The organism is Castellaniella sp. (assembly GCF_004321985.1).
Taxonomy (GTDB): domain Bacteria; phylum Pseudomonadota; class Gammaproteobacteria; order Burkholderiales; family Burkholderiaceae_B; genus Castellaniella.
In genome coordinates this window covers 1-18,059 of the sequence record NZ_SCQN01000038.1, presented here as the reverse complement: position 1 = coordinate 18,059, position 18,059 = coordinate 1, and the positions used below count along the sequence as shown (strand labels likewise).

General features: G+C 64.2%; 17 protein-coding genes. 6 read left to right on the top strand and 11 right to left on the bottom strand.

Annotated elements, in window-relative coordinates:
* Window positions 1-24: 24 nt before the first annotated feature.
* Genes cysG through EPN31_RS07750 form a run of 4 tightly spaced genes read left to right on the top strand, consistent with a single transcriptional unit; the run spans window position 25 to window position 4,442 of the window.
* The gene (gene cysG / locus EPN31_RS07765) at window positions 25-1,461 is read left to right on the top strand and encodes a siroheme synthase CysG (protein ID WP_291771535.1); all 1,437 of its coding nucleotides are present in this window, start codon (window positions 25-27) and stop codon (window positions 1,459-1,461) included.
* The gene (locus EPN31_RS07760) at window positions 1,458-2,219 is read left to right on the top strand and encodes a phosphoadenylyl-sulfate reductase (RefSeq protein ID WP_291771533.1); all 762 of its coding nucleotides are present in this window, start codon (window positions 1,458-1,460) and stop codon (window positions 2,217-2,219) included. The genes cysG and EPN31_RS07760 overlap by 4 nt, the downstream gene beginning before the upstream one ends.
* 4 nt (window positions 2,220-2,223) lie before the next feature.
* Window positions 2,224-3,138, top strand: a complete 915-nt coding sequence (cysD, locus tag EPN31_RS07755) for a sulfate adenylyltransferase subunit CysD (protein WP_291771530.1) — start codon at window positions 2,224-2,226, stop codon at window positions 3,136-3,138.
* Window positions 3,138-4,442 carry a GTP-binding protein gene (locus tag EPN31_RS07750; protein WP_291771528.1) on the top strand — a complete coding sequence of 435 codons (1,305 nt, stop codon included), beginning with the start codon at window positions 3,138-3,140 and terminating at the stop codon, window positions 4,440-4,442. The genes cysD and EPN31_RS07750 overlap by 1 nt, the downstream gene beginning before the upstream one ends.
* Window positions 4,443-4,504: 62 nt before the next feature.
* Here the strand turns inward: EPN31_RS07750 and ureG are convergent, their stop codons facing one another.
* The 7 genes from ureG to EPN31_RS07715 are packed head-to-tail and all read right to left on the bottom strand — an operon-like array spanning window position 4,505 to window position 9,670.
* Window positions 4,505-5,149 (bottom strand): urease accessory protein UreG, encoded by a 645-nt coding sequence (ureG, locus tag EPN31_RS07745; RefSeq protein WP_291771525.1) that lies wholly within the window; start codon window positions 5,147-5,149, stop codon window positions 4,505-4,507.
* A gap of 29 nt (window positions 5,150-5,178) precedes the next feature.
* Window positions 5,179-5,892 (bottom strand): urease accessory protein UreF, encoded by a 714-nt coding sequence (locus tag EPN31_RS07740; RefSeq protein WP_291771522.1) that lies wholly within the window; start codon window positions 5,890-5,892, stop codon window positions 5,179-5,181.
* A complete protein-coding gene (gene ureE / locus EPN31_RS07735; protein WP_291771519.1) occupies window positions 5,889-6,431 on the bottom strand; it encodes an urease accessory protein UreE in 543 nt (180 codons plus the stop codon). Before ureE ends, EPN31_RS07740 begins: the two co-directional genes overlap by 4 nt.
* A gap of 2 nt (window positions 6,432-6,433) precedes the next feature.
* On the bottom strand, window positions 6,434-8,149 hold the full coding sequence (ureC, locus tag EPN31_RS07730) for an urease subunit alpha (protein WP_291771517.1): 1,716 nt from the start codon (window positions 8,147-8,149) through the stop codon (window positions 6,434-6,436).
* On the bottom strand, window positions 8,146-8,454 hold the full coding sequence (locus tag EPN31_RS07725; protein ID WP_291771513.1) for an urease subunit beta: 309 nt from the start codon (window positions 8,452-8,454) through the stop codon (window positions 8,146-8,148). Before EPN31_RS07725 ends, ureC begins: the two co-directional genes overlap by 4 nt.
* Window positions 8,455-8,463: 9 nt before the next feature.
* The gene (locus tag EPN31_RS07720) at window positions 8,464-8,766 is read right to left on the bottom strand and encodes an urease subunit gamma (RefSeq protein WP_291771511.1); all 303 of its coding nucleotides are present in this window, start codon (window positions 8,764-8,766) and stop codon (window positions 8,464-8,466) included.
* Window positions 8,767-8,806: 40 nt separating this feature from the next.
* Entirely contained in the window at window positions 8,807-9,670 is an 864-nt protein-coding gene (locus EPN31_RS07715) for an urease accessory protein UreD (protein WP_291771509.1), read from the bottom strand.
* A gap of 264 nt (window positions 9,671-9,934) precedes the next feature.
* On the opposite strand from EPN31_RS07715, the gene EPN31_RS07710 reads away from it, so the two are divergent.
* Both EPN31_RS07710 and EPN31_RS07705 read left to right on the top strand, forming a co-directional pair.
* Window positions 9,935-11,416: a hypothetical protein gene (locus tag EPN31_RS07710; RefSeq protein WP_291771507.1), complete on the top strand. Its 1,482-nt coding sequence runs from the start codon at window positions 9,935-9,937 to the stop codon at window positions 11,414-11,416.
* A 100-nt stretch (window positions 11,417-11,516) separates the two neighbouring features.
* Window positions 11,517-12,809: an aspartate carbamoyltransferase gene (locus tag EPN31_RS07705; protein ID WP_291771581.1), complete on the top strand. Its 1,293-nt coding sequence runs from the start codon at window positions 11,517-11,519 to the stop codon at window positions 12,807-12,809.
* A 75-nt stretch (window positions 12,810-12,884) separates the two neighbouring features.
* On the opposite strand, the gene EPN31_RS07700 is transcribed toward EPN31_RS07705, so the two are convergent.
* The 4 genes from EPN31_RS07700 to EPN31_RS07685 all read right to left on the bottom strand — a co-directional run bounded on the left by EPN31_RS07700 (window position 12,885) and on the right by EPN31_RS07685 (window position 17,933).
* Complete coding sequence (locus EPN31_RS07700; protein WP_291771502.1) at window positions 12,885-13,787, bottom strand: recombination-associated protein RdgC; 903 nt, start codon at window positions 13,785-13,787, stop codon at window positions 12,885-12,887.
* Between the two features lie 313 nt (window positions 13,788-14,100).
* Window positions 14,101-15,729: an MFS transporter gene (locus tag EPN31_RS07695; RefSeq protein WP_291771578.1), complete on the bottom strand. Its 1,629-nt coding sequence runs from the start codon at window positions 15,727-15,729 to the stop codon at window positions 14,101-14,103.
* Window positions 15,730-15,779: 50 nt separating this feature from the next.
* A complete protein-coding gene (locus EPN31_RS07690; protein WP_291771500.1) occupies window positions 15,780-17,219 on the bottom strand; it encodes a sensor histidine kinase in 1,440 nt (479 codons plus the stop codon).
* A gap of 12 nt (window positions 17,220-17,231) precedes the next feature.
* Window positions 17,232-17,933 carry a response regulator transcription factor gene (locus EPN31_RS07685; RefSeq protein WP_291771576.1) on the bottom strand — a complete coding sequence of 234 codons (702 nt, stop codon included), beginning with the start codon at window positions 17,931-17,933 and terminating at the stop codon, window positions 17,232-17,234.
* Between the last annotated feature and the right edge of the window lie 126 nt (window positions 17,934-18,059).

Here is an 18,059-nt window from a genome sequence, read left to right as displayed (position 1 = left end):
CGTCATGGTTCCTAGAATGGCGTCATGAATCACTTCCCGCTATTTCTGGACCTTCACGGCAAGACCGTGCTGGTCGTCGGTGCCGGCCTCGTGGCCGACCGCAAGATCGAACTGTTGCGCTCGGCTGGCGCACGCGTCGTCGTGGTGGCGCGGACCGCGCACTTGCAGGTCCAGGTGCGCGCACGGTCGGGCGACATCGAACTGCGGCTGGACGAATTCGAGCCATCTCAGCTGGCCGGCGCCTGGCTGGTGGTGGCCGCGACGGATGACGCGAGGCTGAATCGGGCCGTAGCTACCGCCGCCGAGGCCCGGCACCTGTGGTGCAACGTGGTGGATGACGCCGAGCTTTCCAGTGCCCAGGTGCCGGCAATCGTGGACCGTTCGCCGGTCACTGTGGCCGTGTCCTCGGGCGGTGCGGCGCCCGTCATCGCCAGGCGCCTGCGTGAGCGCATCGAGACGCTGGTCGAACCGGCGGTGGGATTGCTGGCCGAATTGGCGCAACGCCACCGCAGTGCCATTCGTGCAGCGCGTCCGGGCCTTGCGGACCGGCGCCGTTTCTACGACTGGCTGCTGGATGGACCGGTACTGGCGGCGCTGCGTTGCGGGCGGCCGCGGCAGGCAGAGGACCTGCTGGATGAGGCGTTGGTGGGAACGGTCAGGCCTGCGGCCGGTAAGGTATTGCTGGTGGGCGCCGGTCCGGGGGATCCCGGGCTCCTGACGCTGCGGGGCCTGCGGGCACTGAACGAGGCCGACGTGATCCTGCATGACCGCCTGGTGAGCCCGGAAGTACTGTCCTTGGCACGGCGTGATGCGCGGCGCATCGCAGTGGGCAAGATGCCGGGAGAAGATCACGAGGCCACGCAGCGGCGCATTCATGGACTGATGGCGCAGCATGCACGCCTGGGTCGCTGCGTGGTCCGGCTGAAAGGCGGCGATCCGCTGGTTTATGGGCGCGGCGGCGAGGAACTGGAATATCTGCGTGAACAAGGGATCACCTATGAGGTTGTTCCTGGCATCACCGCAGCACTGGCTTGCGGGGCCTATGCCGGCATTCCGCTGACGCACCGTTCCCATGCCAGCGAGCTGATCCTGTCCACAGCGCATCGCCGGGCGGGCGACGGCCCTGCCAGCGACCGGGAAGCGGCGACGACCAGGGTGTACTACATGGGGGTGGAACGCCTGGATGGACTGTGCGCCCGGTTGATGGCGCGGGGGGTCGGCCGAGGAACGCCGTGCGCCCTGATCGAGAACGGCTCGCGGGCCAACCAGCGGGTCATCCACGCGCCGCTGGAACGGGTTGCCATTCAGGCGCGTCGCGCTGCTGTGCATTCCCCCGCGCTGTTCATCGTTGGTGCCGTGGCCGGTCTGGGGCCCAAGCTAGCCTGGTTTGGCGAGACCTTGACGTTCGATGACGATCCGCAAACGACCCTGCTGCCGGATGTCCTGGAGGCGGTCGCATGAAGACGGATGATCGCTTGAGTGAGCTTCTGGCAGTTCGCTGGGAGGCGTTGTTGGCGCGGCTCGCCGACATTGCCGCCGCACATCCGGATGCCCTGCTGGCGTCTTCCATGGGCGTCGAGGATAGTCTGCTGATCCACGCGCTGATGCAGTTGCCGCAGCCACTGGGCGTTTTCATGCTCGACACCGATATGCTACATGCGGAGACGCTGGCCATGGTGGACGTGGTCCGCGATCGGTATGGCCTGGATGTGCAGCTGATGCATCCTGATTCTGGTGCCGTGGCGGCCTACGTGGCCGATCACGGGAAGTACGCTTTTTATGAAAGTGTGGCGCTGCGCCAGGAATGCTGTGCGATTCGTAAGGTGGAACCGCTGCGTCGCGCACTGGCCGGCCATTCGGCCTGGATCACCGGCCAGCGCCGGGAGCAGTCCGTGACTCGTGCGGAACTGCCTGAATCCCAATGGGACGAATCTTTCGGGCTGCAGAAGTTCAATCCGCTTGCCACTTGGTCCACCAAGGACGTCTGGGCCGTGGTGCGCGCCCTGGATGTGCCCTACAACCCGCTGCACGACCGAGGCTATCCGTCCATTGGCTGCGAGCCCTGTACCCGGGCGGTGCGCCCCGGCGAGGATCTGCGCGCCGGCCGCTGGTGGTGGGAGCAGCGCCAGAGCCGCGAGTGTGGCCTGCACGTCGCCCCTGCTGCGCATCCGCACACGCCGACCGTCATCCCGCGAAATCTCCCTCATTCTTCCGTTTGAAATCATGGAAACTGCCACCTTGCTCGAGCAAACCCATCTGGACTGGCTGGAGTCCGAAGCCGTTCACATCCTGCGGGAGGTCGCCGCCGAGTGCGAGCGTCCGGTGCTGCTGTTTTCGGGTGGCAAGGACTCCTGTGTGCTGCTGCGGCTGGCCGAAAAGGCCTTCCGGCCGGGCAAGTTTCCGTTTCCGCTGCTGCACGTGGACACTGGCCACAATTTTCCGGAGGTGATTGCGTTCCGTGACCGTCGGGTCGCAGAGCTGGGCGAGACATTGATCGTGCGTCGCGTGGAAGACTCGATTGCACGCGGCACCGTCGTGCTGCAGCATGCGAATGACTCGCGTAACGCCGCCCAGGCTACCACGCTGCTGGAGGCGATCGCCGAATTCCGGTTCGACGCTTGCATTGGCGGTGCGCGCCGCGATGAGGAAAAAGCCCGGGCCAAGGAACGCATCTGCTCCTTCCGCGATGAATTCGGCCAGTGGGATCCCAAGAACCAGCGCCCGGAATTGTGGAACCTGTACAACACGAAGGTGCACCCAGGCGAGAACATCCGCGTATTTCCGATTTCGAACTGGACTGAGCTGGATGTCTGGCAGTATGTGGAGCGCGAACGGTTATCGCTTCCGTCGCTGTATTACAGCCATGCGCGCGACGTCGTGCGTCGCAAGGGGCTGTTGGCCCCCGTGACAGCGCTCACGCCAGCACACGAGGGCGAAGCGGTCGAACGGTTGAACGTGCGTTTCCGCACAGTGGGAGATGTGTCCTGCACCTGTCCCGTGGCATCCGATGCGACCACGTCTGCAGACATCATCGCGGAGACGGCCGTAACGAACATCACGGAACGCGGGGCGACCCGCATGGATGACCAGGTGTCCGAGGCGTCCATGGAGCGCCGCAAGAAACGGGGGTATTTCTGATGAACGCAATCAATGAACGCTGGCCGCTGAGCCAGGACACGAGCGTGCTGCGGCTGGTGACGGCAGGATCGGTCGACGACGGCAAATCCACGCTGATCGGGCGCCTCCTGCTGGACAGCAAAGGTGTGTTCGCAGATCAGCTCAAGGCCATTTCAGGCTCGCGCTATTCTCGCGCGCCCGAGAACGCGGTGGATCTGGCGCTGCTGACCGACGGCCTGGAAGCGGAACGCGAGCAGGGCATCACCATCGATGTGGCGTATCGCTATTTCGCCACGCCTGTGCGCAAATTCATCATCGCCGATGCGCCCGGTCACGAGCAGTACACCCGCAATATGGTGACTGGTGCGTCCACGGCCGACGCGGCCGTCATTCTGATCGACGCCGCCCGGGCCGCCAGCGGCGAGTTGCTGCCGCAGACCAAGCGTCATGCCACGCTGGCGCGGCTGCTGGGGCTGCGTCATATCGTAGTGGCAGTCAACAAGATGGATCAGGTCGGCTGGGATCGCGCGGTCTTTGAACGGATTCGGGTATCGTGCCAGGATCTGGCGCGGCATCTGGCGATTCCGGCGCTGCACTGCCTGCCGCTTTCAGCGCTGACCGGGGACAACGTGGTTCATGCCAGTGGTCACATGCCTTGGCACGATGGGCTGCCATTGCTGCCGTTGCTGGAGTCGTTGCCGGTGGGCGGGCAGTCGGGAACGGGCGCCGCGCGCTTTTTCGTGCAATGGGTGATTCGTCACGACGGCAGCACCGCGCAGGCCTTCCGGGGTTATGCCGGACAGCTCCAGGGCGGCGCGTGGCATGTTGGGGATGCGGTCCGGGTGCTGCCGGGCGGTGAATCGGTGCACATTCGCGAACTGTGGCGCGGGGACGAGCAGCTGGAAGCGGCCCGTTCCGGCGACAGTATTACGGTGGTGCTGGATCGGGATGTGGACGTGTCGCGCGGCGACCTGCTCGTGGATGCCGATTCGCAGCCCGAGCTATCGCGCCAGTTCCAGGCGGATCTGTGCTGGCTGGACCGGCAGGCGCTGGATCCGTCGCGCTGGTACTGGCTCAAGCAGGGGTCCCGGGTGACACAGGCGCGTGTGGAAGAGGTCTCGGCGCGGCGCGATATTCACGAGCTGCGCAGCGTGCCTTGGCGCGGCACGTTGGGCCTGAACGATATCGGGCGTGTCCGCATCCGGACGCGGGACCCGTTGGCGCTGGATGATTACGACCGGCAGCGCGCAACCGGTGCGTTCATTTTGATCGACGATGCCAGCCATCAGAGTGCGGCGGCTGGTATGGTCCGGTTGGCATTCTGAGGGATCAGTCTGCCGAATCTTCCCGTCGGTGGGCGCTACGGCCGGTGCGCGGTTCATCCAGTTCAGCGAGCGAGCAGACCTTCCTTGTGGAGGAAACCGACCACTTCGTCCAGTCCTTCTCCCTTCATCAGGTTAGTCATCACGAACGGCTTGTCGCCGCGCATGCGCAGCGTGTCCGATCGCATCACGTCCAGGTTCGCCCCCACGTATGGGGCCAGGTCGGTCTTGTTAATGACGAAAAGGTCTGACTTGGTGATGCCCGGGCCGCCCTTGCGCGGGATTTTCTCGCCTGCGGCCACATCGATGACATAGAGTGTGAGGTCCGCGAGTTCCGGACTGAACGTTGCGGCGAGATTGTCACCGCCCGATTCGATGAAGACGATGTCGGCCTCCGGAAACAGGCCCAGCATGTGGTCGATGGCGGCCAGATTGATGGAGGCGTCCTCGCGAATGGCGGTGTGCGGGCAGCCGCCGGTTTCCACTCCCATGATGCGTTCGGGCGGTAGTGCGCCGGACACGGTGAGCAGCCGTTGGTCTTCCTTGGTGTAGATGTCGTTCGTGATGGCGACCACGTCGTAGTTCTCGCGCATGGCCTTGCAGAGTTTTTCCAGGAGCGTGGTTTTGCCCGAACCCACAGGGCCTGCAATGCCGACGCGCAGAGGTGGCAGTGGTTTCTGGCGACCTGGGATGACAGACTGGTTTTGCATGATGCGTGACCCGAAAGGAGCGGCGGCGGTCAGGATCGGAACAGTCGGGAGAACTGGCTCGCGTGCCGTGAGGAAACGATACCGTATTGTGGCGCCAGGGTGTGCAGGGCGGGGGGCGCGGTGTGGCTGCGGGTCTGGGCTTCGTCCACCAAGGCCGGGATCTGCCGGCGCAGTCCGTCGAGAATGCGTTGTCCGGCTGTCTGACCCAGCGGCACGCTCTTGACGGCTGCGGCGATCTGGTTTTCCAGCCAGGTGAACAGATACGCGGACAGGCCGGCCGGCTGTGGAATGCGCGCTGTCGCGCAGATCAGGCTGTGCACCAGCGGCAGTGTCAGCGGTTGCAGGCGATCCAGCAGACTGAGGCTGGCTTCGCCAACCCAACTCAATTCCCGGGCCAGGCGTGCCAGCGACCGCCCCATCTGTTCGGTTTCCTGGCGGATTTCCTGCGTTTCGCGGGAGGCGTGGAACCACCCGTTCCAATGTCGGACCGCGTCGTCGTCCTGGCGCTGCCAGGCGTCGAACAGCAGGCACCATAGCGGCGCTTCGGACGGTGTCATGACGGTGTGGAGTTGTGCCGTGATCCACTGTGCGGCAGAGGCCTCGTCATGGATCAGACGCAATTCCACAGCGGCTTCCAGCCCCTGGGAATAGGTGAAGCCGCCGATGGGGAGCGCCGGCGAAGATATCTGCTGCAGGATGGTCAGGCTGTCCAGGCTGACGGCGATGGGGGCGTCCGGGTTCATGAGTGGTGGCCCGGATGGGGCTTGTCGTGCGCATGAAAGGCTGCCTGAGCCAGTGCGTAGTCTTCCTCGAACGTTTCGTCGTGGCCGTGGTGGTGGCCGCCGCCATAGGCGCCCGCTTCCGGCTCGAAGGGGGCCTGGACACGCTCGGCCTTGACATCCGGAAGGTGCGCCAACATGTCCGCCAGCACCGCATCGTAGCCAAGCTGCAGATAGCCGTCGGCAACCTCCAGTGCGACGTGGCGGTTGCCCAGGTGGTAGGCGGCGCACGTCAGCGCCCGGTGGGATCCGGACGTGACGCGCAGCAGGTCTTCGTGGGCTGCGATCACGCGAATGTAGCGGCCATCGGCCGTATCCAGCAGATCGCCGTCATGGAGCACGATGCCGCGGGCGATGGACAGGCCCACGGCTTCGCCGTCCGAGAGGACCAGCCGCTGCCGGCTGTGGCGCCGCTGAGCCAGTGTCAGCGTCACGTTTTGTCCAGCCTGGGCGGCATGTGGCCCAGCGTGTTCCCAGGGAATGATGGTGGTGGCGAGGCGCATGATCAGAACAGGAAGTAGCGTTGGGACATGGGAAGTTCGTTCACGGCCTCGCAAGTCAGCAGTTCACCGTTGGCGAAGACTTCATAGGTCTGGGGGTCGACTGTGATGTGGGGCAGCCAGTTGTTGCGCACCATGTCGTGCTTGGTGATCGTGCGGCATCCGTGGACGGCTTCCAGCCGCTTGTTCAGGCCGAGCTGGTGGATTTCGGGGTTGTCCAATGCCGCCTGGGACACGAACTGCACTGATGTGCGCAAGGCCCGCCCGTAGCTTCCCCACATAGGCTCCAGGATCTTGGGCTGTGGAGTGGCGATGGAGCCACCGCGATCCCCCATGCTGGCCATGGCCACCATGCCGCCCTTTACGACCAGCGATGGTTTCACGCCGAAGAAGGCGGGGTTCCAGATGACGAGGTCGGCAAGCTTGCCGACTTCCACCGAACCGATCAGGTGGGATATGCCCTGTGCCAGTGCGGGGTTGATGGTGTATTTGGCAATGTAGCGTTTGATCCGTTCGTTGTCGCGGCGAGCGTTGTCGCCCTCCAGTGGGCCGCGCTGCCGCTTCATCTTGTGGGCGGTCTGCCAGGTACGCAGCACGACTTCGCCCACCCGGCCCATGGCCTGGGAGTCTGAGCTCATGATGGAGAGCGCACCCAGGTCGTGCAGCACGTCTTCGGCCGCGATGGTCTCCCGCCGGATGCGGCTTTCGGCAAAGGCCAGGTCCTCGGCAATCGACGGGTCCAGATGGTGGCACACCATGAGCATGTCCAGGTGCTCATCGATGGTGTTGCGCGTGAACGGCATGGTCGGGTTCGTCGAGGCCGGCAGAACGTTGGGCATGCCGGCTGCCCGGATGATGTCGGGGGCGTGTCCGCCGCCCGCGCCCTCGGTGTGGAAGGAGTGGATGGTGCGGCCCTTGAAGGCCGCGAACGTGTCCTCGACGAAGCCTGATTCATTCAGGGTGTCGCTGTGCAGGGCTACCTGGACGTCCATTTCGTCCGCGATGCTCAGCGCATTGTCGATTGCGGCGGGCGTGGCGGCCCAGTCTTCATGGATCTTCAGGCCCATGGCACCTGCCCGGATCTGTTCGCGTACGGCATCCGGAGAACTGGTGCTGCCTTTGCCGAGTTGCCCGGTGTTCACCGGGAAGACATCCAGCGCCTGCATCATGGCCATGATGTTCCAGGGGCCGTTGGTGCTGCTGACCGCCTGGGTGCCCGCAGCCGGCCCGGTACCGCCGCCGATCATGGTCGTCGTGCCGTTGGTCAGGGCGGCCTCGATCTGCTGGGGACAGATGAAGTGGATGTGCGTGTCGATGGCCCCGGCCGTGACGATCATGCCTTCGCCGGCGATGGCGTCGGTGGAGGCGCCGATGATGATGTCGACTCCGGGCTGGGTGTCCGGGTTGCCGGCTTTGCCGATGCCGCTGATCAGGCCGTCCTTGATCCCGATGTCGGCCTTGACGATGCCGATCACGGCATCGATGATGAGCGCGTTGGTGATCACCATGTCGGCGCACTCGCGCGCGAGCCGCTGGCTCTGGCCCATGCCGTCGCGAATGACCTTGCCGCCGCCGAATTTGACCTCTTCACCGTAGAGGGTGTGGTCGTGCTCGACTTCGGCGATGAGATCGGTATCGGCCAGCCGTACCCGGTCGCCCACGCCGTTGACGACGGTGGGTCCGAAGGTTTCCACATAGCCCCTGCGGGAGATCGTCGTCATTCCAGCGCTCCCATGATCTTTCCCTGGAATCCGAAGATTCTTCGGGCGCCGGCGAAGGCGACCAGTTCCACCGTACGGCGCTGCCCCGGCTCGAAGCGCACTGCGTTGCCGGCGATGATGTTGAGCCTGAATCCCCGTGCAGCCTTGCGGTCGAACAGCAGGGCGTCGTTGACTTCCGCGAAATGATAGTGGGAGCCTACCTGTACCGGCCGGTCACCGCTGTTGACGACCTCCAGGCGAATGGTGGGGCGGCCTTCGTTCAGGGTGATTGCCCCGTCTTCGGCCATGATTTCACCGGGAATCATGTCTGGCCTCTACTGGATGGGGTTGTGGACGGTGACCAGTTTGGTGCCGTCCGGGAAGGTGGCTTCGACCTGAATGCTGGAAATCATCTCGGGGATGCCGTCCATGACGTCGTCCTTGGTCAGAATGCGGGCGCCTTCCGTCATGAGCTCGGCCACCGTTTTTCCGTCGCGCGCGCCCTCCATGACTGCCGCTGTGATCAGCGCCGTGGCTTCAGGGTAGTTGAGTTTCACGCCGCGGGCGCGTCGTCGCTCGGCCAGCAAGGCTGCGGTGAAGATCAGCAGCTTGTCTTTTTCTCGGGGCGTCAGTTCCATGACCAGGCTTCTTTCAAAGGGTGCGGCGGGTTGTCGCGGATCAGGTGTTCCATAGGCGGAGAGGTGTGCCGACGATACCCAACACGTCGCGCCTCAGGATCATCCACGCCTCAACCAGCAGATTGCGGACGTCTTCTGCGTGCAGACCCGTGCAACGGACCATGTGAAGCGACTGGGTCGTGTCGTAGCTTATCACCGTCATGCCGGCGCGCAAGTCCTCCCGCCAAGGCATCTGAGCGCTGAGCGATTCGGTGGGTGCCGCAGCCAGGGTGGGGCCGAAACACCACAGCGTGGCGTGGATCGGCAGTCCTGCGAGGCCAGCCACGCTGGTTCTCAAGGGATCAGTGGCCGCGATGGAGCCTTCCTCCACCCAGAGCAACCGGTCTGCGATTCTGAGGGAAGCGGATGATCGGACCCGTCCCGATCCCCAATGGCCGTCCTTCAGGATGGAGCCGAGTTGCGAAATTTCCCATCCGATCGCGCGCGCCCCGGGTTGCAGGCTGATTTCGATCTGATTCGTTGCGTCTGCCTGTTCGTAAAAGATGTTTTCCATCGGCAGCCAGTCCAGCCGTGCCTGGGGTTCGACCGTCAGGCGAATGGTCTGCCGCGCCCGCCGGCCATTGGCTTTGTACCAACGGGTGGCGCCAGGGGTGGTCAATGTCGCGTGAGCCTCTTTGGCGACGTGGATGTTGATGTCGATTTCGTCGCCCCCCGCGATGCCGGATGGCGGGTGCAGTATGGCCATGTGGCAGACTTCCGGGCCTTCGGGGTATAGGGCGCGCTGCACCAGCAGGGGACCAGTATGGTTCTGGGCCGACAGTACGCTGCGCGCACCCTTCCGTGAGAAGCCGAGATCGAGGGTCGCCTGCCAGGTCCTGGTGTCTGAAATCGTCTGCGGCATCATGCAATGTATCGGGCTCGCCTGCCGGCGGTTCTGCTGGCCGCGGTCAGGCACCAGTCCATGGGGGGTTTTCCGTCCGAGTATCGGGTCCGGATAATTATGCAACGCGCGGCGGCGGGCGGGGGACCGACAACGGCAATGTTGCTGTTTGTACCGATGGTCACAACGCGTAATCCCTGCTATCACTGTCAGTCGTGCCGACCCCGGCAGAGGGCCACGGTGGTCTTGCCTTGGCCGGGACATTTGATGTGGTAGAGGAGCGAATTCATGTCGAGCAGTCGTATTGCATTGGAAACCGGTGTTTCTGGCGCCGTGCTGTGTGCTGTGCTGCAGTGTCTGCCCAGCGCTGCGCAGGCCGCCGCTGTGGATGCTTTTCTGCAGTCCGACTTCAAGGGCGCGTTTACGCAGTACCAGACGCAGGCCAAACAGGGGTCTTCGAATGCCCAGGCAATGCTGGGCGCTCTGCTGCAGGACGGTATCGGTACCGACGTCAGCGTCGAGGATGCTGCCACCTGGTTCCGGAAGGCGGCCGACGCCGGGAACTCGGTCGGTGAAAATGGCCTTGGCTACATGAATGACAAGGGGCGCGGCGTCGGTATCGATTTCGCGCGGGCCGCCAAACTCTATGATGCCTCCGCGCAACGCGGCTTTCCGCGAGCCAAGTTCAACCTGGGGGTGATGTATGACCTGGGCCGGGGGGTACCACGTGACCATGCGCAGGCGTTCAAGTGGTATCTGTCGTCGGCGCGCAACGGCTTCGTACCCGCGCAGAACAGCGTCGGCGGCATGTACGCGCTGGGCGAGGGGGTCAAAAAGGACGACGCCCAAGCCATCTTCTGGTTTCGGTTGGCAGCATCGTCGGGGCGGGACGTCCGTGCGCTGGGGAATCTGGGGGCCATGTACGCCATGGGTGCCGGCGTGGAGAAAAATCCGGCGATGGCCATCGAGTTTTATCGGAAGGCGGCTGCAGCCCAGGACCCCAATGCTGATTTCAACCTCGGTCTCATGTACTTGAAGGGGGACGGCGTTGCCAGAGATGTGTCCCAGGCGGTCAAGCTCTTCCAGAAGGCGGCCAAGCGCGAGAGTGAACGCGCACGCGCGACGTTGGGGCTCATGTATGCCACGGGGTTCGGGGTGGAGAAACCCAATCTGATGCAGGCCGTCACGCTGCTGTTGACGGCTGCCAACAATGCCGATCAGAGCGAGAGCAGGGGTTGCGACCTGAAGACCGCCGCCAGCCTGGACACCTATCGCAAGCAGGCTCAGGATGGTATGGCCCGGGCTCAGTATTGCCTGGGTGTGTTGTATACCCAGGGCCTGAGTGGTGTCGCGACAGCAGATCCCGTGCAGGCCGCCCAGTGGCTTCAGTCAGCTGCAAAGCAGGGTGATCCAGGCGCTCAGTACCGGGTTGGCGTGACCGCCATGCAGAAGGCCGCGTCGCCCTGGCAGAGCCCGGAGGCGATTCACTGGTTCCTGGCGTCGGCCTTGCGCCAGCGACCTGAGGCCGTACCGGCGTCGGCCGCCGATGCCCAAGCCTTCCTGGAAAAGGGTGACCCGTCGGTGGCATTTTCTCTGGAGACGACGCCGACCTCGGCGCACGACCTGCTGCCTGGACAGATATTGGCCTCGTCCCTGGCGCCAAGCCATCCTGCACCCAAGGCGGGAACTGCAGTCGGCGGCACCAAGGCTGCGCCCAAGGCGGAAACTTCCGGTGGCAGTGCTGACGGCGGCGTCAAGAGCGGGAGCTGATTCTCCGTCGCTGTCACCCAAGAAGGCCACGGCGCAAATTTTTCTTGCGTTCTATCATGACTCTCTTCAAAATATGCGCATTGCGCATATAGGAGTCATGATGGCCGTCTCTCAACAGGTATTTCTACGCGACGCCATGCGCCGCCTGAATCTGACTCGTGACGTGTTTGCGGCACGTATCGGGGTGAAGCGTCGGGCGCTGGATACCTGGCTGTTGCCCGAGGGTTCCCAGGAAGCCCGTTCGATGCCGGAAGTGGTGAGCCGCTTCGTGACTGAGATCGTGGACAACGACGAGCTGCTCCAGAAATATGCGCAGAGCGCACGTTCTGGATCGCTGCGTGATCGCATTGCGATCAACAACAAGCATCAATTACTGTCCGTCGATCAGTTCAGCCGCGAGTCTGTGGAAGAGCTGTTCCGGGTGGCGGACCTGATGCAGCCGATCGCCCGCCGCCACAAGGTCTCGCGCGTTCTGGAGGGGGCCGTGCTGGGGAACCTGTTTTTCGAGGCCAGCACACGCACGCGGGTCAGTTTCGGGGCGGCGTTCTGCCGGCTGGGCGGTTCCGTCTGCGACACCACGGGCTTCACGTTTTCATCCATGGTCAAGGGCGAGTCGATTTATGACACCAGCCGGGTGATGAGCGGCTATGTGGATGCCATGGTGATCCGCCATCCTGAACAGGGGTCGGTTGCGGAGTTCGCGGCGGCCACCAATATTCCGGTGGTCAACGGCGGCGACGGCGCGGGCGAACACCCCAGTCAGGCGCTGCTGGACCTCTATACCATCCTGACTGAGTTTTCGCGCCTGGGGAAGTTGCTCGACGGGGCGCATATCGTGATGGCGGGAGACCTGAAATATGGCCGTACCGTGCACTCGCTCATCAAGCTGCTGGCGCTATATCGCGGCATGAAGTTCACGCTGGTTTCGCCGCCGGGGCTGGAAATGCCCGACTATGTGCTGGAGCAGGTCGGCCGAAGTGATCATGTCATCGAGCAGACGCACGATCTGGCCCAGGGGCTGAAGGGTGCCGACGTGATCTATGCTACCCGGGTCCAGAAGGAGCGCTTCACGGGCGAACAGATGGAAGGATATTCGGAAGACTTCCAGGTCAACAAGGCCCTCGTGGATGCGAGCTGCGGCCCGGATGTCGTCATCATGCATCCGCTGCCGCGCGACAGCAGGGAAGGCGCGCACGACCTGAGCACGGACTTGAACCATGACTCCAGGCTGGCAATCTTCCGCCAGACCGACAACGGGATTCCCGTGCGCATGGCGATCTTTGCCGTCCTGCTGGGGGTTGAAAACCTGGTCCAGCACTCACTGCGCGATGTGACCTGGCTGCCGCCCTCGCATGTCGGGCCGGACGACAGCGTCTTTCACGGAATCGACTGATTCCGAGGCAGCCCAGGGGGATACTTTCGGGTGGGCTGCTGGCGCTGGCGCGCCTGCGTTCGGTGCCCTGACCGCTCAGGCGGCGGCGTGCTCGCCGCCCAGCGCTTCCACCAGGTCGGCCAGCAGGCGGGCGAGTTCGCCCGTCATGAGCGCGGTATCGGCGTCGAACTGCTCGGCCTCGTTGGCCGCCTGCGCGTCCTGATTGTCCTTCAGCACATCCAGCGGTGCGACCCGCTTGACGTCCAGTGCATCCGTCAGCACGAACGACACCCGGTCGTTCCAGGTCAGGGCCAGGCGCGTGCACTGCTTGCCGGCCTGAACGTGCCGGCGGACTTCGTCGATTTCCACCGACTGGCGCACGTAGCGCACGGTGGCGCGTGATTCGCCGGTCGACCGCAGCTCCGTGTCCTGGTCGATGGTGAATCCGGCCGGGGGTTCATCCTCCGACAGCCAGATCGTCATGGCGGCCGCCGGCGACATCTCGACATGCAGCGGCACGATGGGAAACGGCGTCAGGGTTTTGGCCAGCAGCCCCAGGACCTCATCGCTACGCGCCGTGGAGGCCGCATCGATGGCCACCCAGCCGTTCACGGTATCAATCCAGAGCCAGGTGTCGTGGGCAATGACGAAGGCGCGCGGCAGCAGCTCCATCGTCATTTGCTCCTTGATTTCCTTCATCTGCTTGCGGCCTGGCTTGTAACCCTGCTGTTCCTCGATTTCCGATGCGCGCGCGCGGCTGGCCTGGTTGATCACGGTCGTGGGCAGCAGCTTCTTTTCCGTGCGCAGGCGCAGCAGCATCTGGCCGTTCATCTCGTAGACCAGCGCCCCGTCGTCGCGCGGCGACACCCAGCCCGATACCTGGCTGTCCTGGCTTCCGCCCGACCGGAAGGCAAGCGATTCCAGAGCGGATTCAACCGTGGCGGCGGTCAGACGGGTCTTGGGGGCGAGGCGGTAGATCTTGAGATTCTTGAACCACATGATGGGGGCAACGGTCGGATGCGGAAAAAAGGCCTTGATTGTACGCGAAGCCTGTTGCGCCAAAAAAAAAACGGCCCAGATGGACTGGGCCGGTAGAGACGATCACGGACGCATAATGCTGAAGCTCGCGGGGGATGCGCCAATGACGGTACGCTGAAGTGTCCGGCAGCGGGCCATCAAGGGGAAGAGGGACCCGGCCGCCTTTCGAGCGTGCATGGGCATTCTAGGAGCGGAACGCTGACGAAACTCTGAACGGGATCGACGGCCAATTCTGAACAGGATTGGCGGTGAATGCCGGAAGTTTGCTGTGCGATCAGATCGCGTTCAGATCCTGATGCGGTGTTTCCTTGACGAAAAGCAGGCCCACCACCAGCGTCATCGTACACACGATGATGGGGTACCAGAGACCGTCGTACATGTTGCCGGTGGTGGCGACGGTGGCGAAGGCGATCGGCGGGAGAAAGCCACCGAACCATCCGTTGCCGATGTGATAGGGCACGCTCATGGACGTATAGCGGATGCGCGTGGGGAACATCTCTACCAGCATGGCAGCGATGGGCCCGTAAACCATCGTGACTTGCAGCACCAGGAAGAACAACAGCAGCAGCACCATGACGTAGTTGATCTGGGTCGGGTCGGCGTAGGCCGGGTAGCCGTGGGCGCGTATGGCCTCGCGGAGCCGCCCCTGCAGTGCGACGTCCCGGCGGGCGAATTCAGCCCGAGCCAGGTGGCCGCCCTCGAAGGCCTCGATCCGCTGGTCTCCCACCAGCGCGTAGGCGATGGTGCCAGCCGGTGCGGACCGGTTGATGTAGTGCACCGAGTTCTCGGCCATGAAGGACTTGAGCAGGTCGCATGAACTGGTAAAGGCGGCGATGCCGACCGGGTTGAATTGCAGCGAGCAGTTTGCTGGGTTTGCCACCACATACACCGGTGCGTTCGCATGAGCCCGTTCCAGCGCCGGGTTGGCGAAATGCGTGAGACCCTTGAACACCGGGAAATACGTGAGGATCGCGATCAGGCAGCCTGCCATGATGATGGGTTTGCGTCCGATGCGGTCGGACAGCGCGCCGAACACCAGGAAAAAGGGGCAGGCGAGCAGCAGCGCAAGCGCCACCAGGATGTTGGCAATGTTTGCATCGACGCCCAGGGTTTCGGTCAGGAAGTAGAGCGCATAGAACTGCCCGGTGTACCAGACGACCGCCTGACCGGCAGTCAGGCCGACGAGTGCGAGCAGGATCAGGCGCAGGTTGCGCCAGCGGCCGAAGGCTTCCTTGATAGGCGCGCGGGACAGCAAGCCCTCGGATTTCATGCGTGTGAAGGCTGGAGACTCGTGCAGCCGCAGTCGGATCCAGACCGAGATCACCAGCAGAAACACCGAGATCAGGAACGGCACGCGCCATCCCCAGGATTCGAAGGCTTCGCTGCCCAGCGTGACGCGGGTACCCAGCACCACGACCAGCGACAGGAACATGCCGGTGGTGGCTGTGGTCTGGATCCAACTGGTGAAAAAACCGCGCCGGTGATTGGGCGCATGCTCGGCCACGTAGACGGCGGCGCCGCCGTATTCGCCGCCCAGCGCCAGGCCCTGCAGCAGGCGCAGGCCCAGCAGGATCATGGGGGCAGCCGTGCCGATCGACGCCGATGAGGGCAGTACGCCCACCAGGAAGGTCGACAGCCCCATGATCAGGATGGTGACGACGAAGGCGTATTTGCGTCCCACCAGATCGCCCAGGCGCCCGAAGACCAAGGCGCCGAAGGGCCGTACCGCAAAGCCTGCCGCGAAGGTCAGCAGCGCGAAAATGAATCCGGCCGTCGGGTTCAGGCCCGAAAAGAAGTGGCGGGCGATGACGGCGGCGAGCGACCCGTACACGTAGAAGTCATACCATTCGAAAACGGTCCCCATCGAGGAGGCCAGGATGACGCGGCGTTCCTCGTGGGTCATGGGGCGGTTGAGATCGGCCGCGGAATCCTGGGCCGTGAGGCGGGCACGGTTCATGGGCGGGTCCTGTCTCGAGGAAACGATACGCGCAGGCGGGTGCCGGCGCTGGTCGGGTCCCGGTGATTGCCGGGTGGCAGAAAGCCCACGGTGGCGCGATGGTGCTCGGCGATTTCCTGGACGATGGCCAGCCCCAGCCCGCTGCCTTCGGCCTGCTGGCCCAGGATGCGGTAGAAGCGGTCAAAGACCTTCGATCGCTCTTCGGCGGGGATGCCGGGGCCGGTGTCCTGGACTTCCAGGCAGACGTCGTCATTCGCCGTCAGCGCCCGCACGGTCACCTGCCCGCCTGCCGGGGTGTACAGCAGGGCATTGTCGATCAGATTGTTGAGCAGTTCGCGGATCATGGCGCGGTTGCCGAAGACCGGCAGAGGCTCGCCGGTCGCCTCGAAGCCCAGATCCAGGCCACGCTCCAGCGCGGTCTGGACCCATCCGCCCGTACAGTCTTCGGCCAGCGCCGCAAGGTCCAGCGATTCGGTGGTCCGGGCCTGATTGGGGTCGATGGATTCTGCGCGGGCCAGGAGCAGCAGCTGGTTGACCAGGCGGGTGGCTCGTTGTGAACCGGTGATGAGCTGCTGCAGGCTTGCGCGCAGCTCTTGTGGGTCCCGTTCACGCATCGCCAGTTCGCACTGCGTGCGGATCCCGGCCAGCGGCGTCTTGAGCTGGTGCGCGGCGTTGGCGACGAAGCGCCGCTGGGAGTCTATCGATGCGGACAGTCGCTGCAGCACGTCGTTCATGGCGTCGATCAACGGGACGATTTCCGCCGGGGCCAGGTCGTCGCGGATCGGTGACAGGTCGCTGGGCTTGCGCCGGCGCATGAGTTCTTGCAGCAGGCTGAGCGGTTCCAGTCCCTGGGTGAGTCCCAGGCCGGCCAGCATGGCGGCCAGCGGCAGGATGATGAGCTGCGGCGTGAGCATGCCGGTGAGGATTTCCTGCTGAAGGGTGGCGCGGGCTTCGCTGGGTTCCGCCACCACCGCCAGGAAGCCGGTGCCGTTCTGGTCGCGCCCGCCCCAGACGTAGGCCATCCGGATCGAGTGATGGTTCAGCTCGGCGTTTCGAAAGCGCACGGCATCGATGTCGTACCCCCAATTCTCTGGTGTGGGGATGCGGGCGTCACCCGCCATCAGGTGGCCGTTGGCATCCAGAATCTGCCACTGAATGGGGGTTTCGTCCGCACTGCCGGCCAGTACCGTGCGGGCCGACCCCGACAGCACGATGCCCTGTGCAATTTTCTGTTGTTCGACCTCGTGGCGCAGCAGCCGCAGGTGACTGGCCAGGGTGCGGTCATAGGGCGAATTGGCCAGGTTCAGCGAAATGAAATAGGTGATGACGATGCCGATGGTCCACATGATGAACAGCGGCACGATCATCCACAGCAGGATGCGGCTCAGCAGTGTCCGGTGGCTGGACCGGCGGGTGCGATCGGAACGGGCGGACATCCGCTGCGCGGGTCAGGCTGCGGCGACGGCGTCGGTCGGCTGCGGGCGGTGTTCCGCTTCCAGGCAGTATCCCAGACCGCGCACGGTGAGGATGTGGACCCCTGCGGGCTCGATCTTTTTGCGCAGGCGGTGGATGTAGACCTCGATGGCGTTGGTGGTGACTTCCTCGCCCCATTCGCAAAGCAGGTCCACGAGCTGGTGCTTGCTGATCATGCGGCCGCTGCGGGACAGGAAGATTTCGAGCAGGCTGGTTTCGCGGGCCGAGAGTTCCAGCGGGGAGTCGTCGATGGTGGCGATCCGGCCGTTGAGATCGAATGCGAGCCGCGCATGCCGCAGGACGGATGCACGGACGCCCCCGTGGCGGCGGACCAGGGCCCGGACCCGCGCCTCGAGTTCGCTGAGTGCGAAGGGTTTGGACATGTAGTCGTCAGCCCCCAGGTCCAGGCCTTCCACGCGTTGTTCAATGGAATCGGAAGCCGTGAGGATCAGGACCGGCAGTGGTGTTCCTCGCTGGCGCAGCTTGCGCAGGACCGACAGGCCGTTCAATCGGGGCAGGCCCAGATCCAGGATCAGCAGGTCGAAGGTCTGCAGTTGCAGGGCGGAGTCTGCGCTGGAGCCATCGCTGACGACGTCGACCGCGTAGCCCTCGTGGCGCAGCGACCGGGAGAGCCCATCCGCGAGAATACTGTCGTCCTCGGCAATCAGGATACGCATGGCGGGTATGGCGTTCAGGGATGAAGGAGCGGGCGTCGGGTCGGCCCGGGCGCTTTCATTCTGACACAGGGCCCCAGTGGGGTCATTTAGGGTTAACGATGTGAGGTCGGTCGTGGGACTGGTGAT

What these genes read in the sequence shown, in the direction of transcription:
- cysG (WP_291771535.1), top strand. Translation starts at nt 25, where the DNA reads ATGAATCACTTCCCGCTATTTCTGGACCTTCACGGCAAGACCGTGCTG.
- EPN31_RS07760 (WP_291771533.1), top strand. Translation starts at nt 1,458, where the DNA reads ATGAAGACGGATGATCGCTTGAGTGAGCTTCTGGCAGTTCGCTGGGAG.
- cysD (WP_291771530.1), top strand. Translation starts at nt 2,224, where the DNA reads ATGGAAACTGCCACCTTGCTCGAGCAAACCCATCTGGACTGGCTGGAG.
- EPN31_RS07750 (WP_291771528.1), top strand. Translation starts at nt 3,138, where the DNA reads ATGAACGCAATCAATGAACGCTGGCCGCTGAGCCAGGACACGAGCGTG.
- ureG (WP_291771525.1), bottom strand. Translation starts at nt 5,149, where the DNA reads ATGCAAAACCAGTCTGTCATCCCAGGTCGCCAGAAACCACTGCCACCT.
- EPN31_RS07740 (WP_291771522.1), bottom strand. Translation starts at nt 5,892, where the DNA reads ATGAACCCGGACGCCCCCATCGCCGTCAGCCTGGACAGCCTGACCATC.
- ureE (WP_291771519.1), bottom strand. Translation starts at nt 6,431, where the DNA reads ATGCGCCTCGCCACCACCATCATTCCCTGGGAACACGCTGGGCCACAT.
- ureC (WP_291771517.1), bottom strand. Translation starts at nt 8,149, where the DNA reads ATGACGACGATCTCCCGCAGGGGCTATGTGGAAACCTTCGGACCCACC.
- EPN31_RS07725 (WP_291771513.1), bottom strand. Translation starts at nt 8,454, where the DNA reads ATGATTCCCGGTGAAATCATGGCCGAAGACGGGGCAATCACCCTGAAC.
- EPN31_RS07720 (WP_291771511.1), bottom strand. Translation starts at nt 8,766, where the DNA reads ATGGAACTGACGCCCCGAGAAAAAGACAAGCTGCTGATCTTCACCGCA.
- EPN31_RS07715 (WP_291771509.1), bottom strand. Translation starts at nt 9,670, where the DNA reads ATGATGCCGCAGACGATTTCAGACACCAGGACCTGGCAGGCGACCCTC.
- EPN31_RS07710 (WP_291771507.1), top strand. Translation starts at nt 9,935, where the DNA reads ATGTCGAGCAGTCGTATTGCATTGGAAACCGGTGTTTCTGGCGCCGTG.
- EPN31_RS07705 (WP_291771581.1), top strand. Translation starts at nt 11,517, where the DNA reads ATGGCCGTCTCTCAACAGGTATTTCTACGCGACGCCATGCGCCGCCTG.
- EPN31_RS07700 (WP_291771502.1), bottom strand. Translation starts at nt 13,787, where the DNA reads ATGTGGTTCAAGAATCTCAAGATCTACCGCCTCGCCCCCAAGACCCGT.
- EPN31_RS07695 (WP_291771578.1), bottom strand. Translation starts at nt 15,729, where the DNA reads ATGACCCACGAGGAACGCCGCGTCATCCTGGCCTCCTCGATGGGGACC.
- EPN31_RS07690 (WP_291771500.1), bottom strand. Translation starts at nt 17,219, where the DNA reads ATGTCCGCCCGTTCCGATCGCACCCGCCGGTCCAGCCACCGGACACTG.
- EPN31_RS07685 (WP_291771576.1), bottom strand. Translation starts at nt 17,933, where the DNA reads ATGCGTATCCTGATTGCCGAGGACGACAGTATTCTCGCGGATGGGCTC.